The 1209-nt window shown below is 38.4% G+C and carries 2 protein-coding genes; both read left to right on the top strand.

Annotated elements, in window-relative coordinates; translation table 11 throughout:
• The first annotated feature begins 149 nt into the window (after positions 1–149).
• Positions 150–401 (top strand): hypothetical protein, encoded by a 252-nt coding sequence (locus V5D86_RS09570; RefSeq protein WP_414596461.1) that lies wholly within the window; start codon positions 150–152, stop codon positions 399–401.
• Between the two features lie 2 nt (positions 402–403).
• A complete protein-coding gene (locus tag V5D86_RS09565) occupies positions 404–1105 on the top strand; it encodes a phospholipase D-like domain-containing protein (protein WP_414596460.1) in 702 nt (233 codons plus the stop codon).
• Positions 1106–1209: the final 104 nt, after the last annotated feature.

The following is a 1209-nucleotide window of genomic DNA, read 5'->3' as shown; positions in this document are numbered from 1 at the left end:
CAGGATCCTCCGGGCATGTCTCTAGGATCTGTGCAGTCTTGGGTTTCCTTGTCATGTATTCTAAATAGAATACTAATTATTTAAAGTAATCTAAATAGAATCTATTTAGATTACATTTATACTTATAACGACAAATTGCTAATAAGCATATGGAACGGAAAGATCGCTCAACAATTGTTAGCATACGCGTTCCAGATGGCTTACTTGAAAAAATTGAGAAAGACATTGAGACCAGTGGTGATTTTACCAGTAGAGCGGATTATATCCTGTCTGCACTTCGTTTTTATGAAGAACATAGAACCAAGGTTCTGGCCGAAAGGAAAATCGCATATCAGGAAGAGGATTATGTCCCAACATCTTCGAGAAGTCTTCCGGCTAGGGATGATGAAGTGAAGGGTTGATTATGGTTAAATTCCTGGATTCAGACGGAATAAAAAGCGAATTGAGCAAGGTTCTGAAGAAATCCAATGACTTCATCTATCTCATGAGCCCGTACCTACGTATCAACGATCGGTACAAAGCAATTCTAAAAGACATGTCCGATCAGGGAAAGGAGATACACATCATCTACGGCAAAAAAGAAATGAGAGCCGATGAAGCGGAGTGGTGTCACTCGATAAAAAGAATGGGTGTCCATTATTGGAAGGATCTCCACTCCAAATGCTACATGAATGAGAAGATGGCAATCATCACATCATTGAATCTCTATGAATATTCAATGATTAACAATCATGAAATGGGCGTCGTAATCTATCGTGATCAGGACTCAGAAGTCTATGATGATATTCTGGATGAAGTAAAAAGATTGATAAGAATCAGCGAAACTGTAAAAGAACCCACCCCAGAAACCGAGGTTCTAAACAAATTAATTTTGAAAAAACCCATATCTGCTCATATAAATGGATATTGCATAAGATGTGGGGAAACGATAAAATACAACACCACGAAACCATATTGTGAAAAGGATTTCAAGAACTGGAATCGTTATAAAAACCCTGATTATGAGGAAAAACACGGATACTGCCATATCTGCAGGAGTCCGATGAAATCCTCTATGAATCATCCTATTTGTCAAGATTGCATCAAAAACAATAGAATTAGATGACATTAACAATGTAAAAGGATATATCCATCGATTGACATCGTTATCTTCAGTGATGGGGGATAACGGTCCCCGAAGGGACCGGACACCTTGAGGGTGTCATTCTT

Source organism: Candidatus Methanoprimaticola sp. MG2, from assembly GCF_047501175.1.
GTDB lineage: Archaea > Thermoplasmatota > Thermoplasmata > Methanomassiliicoccales > Methanomethylophilaceae > Methanoprimaticola.
This window is presented reverse-complemented; position numbering and strand designations above follow the sequence as displayed.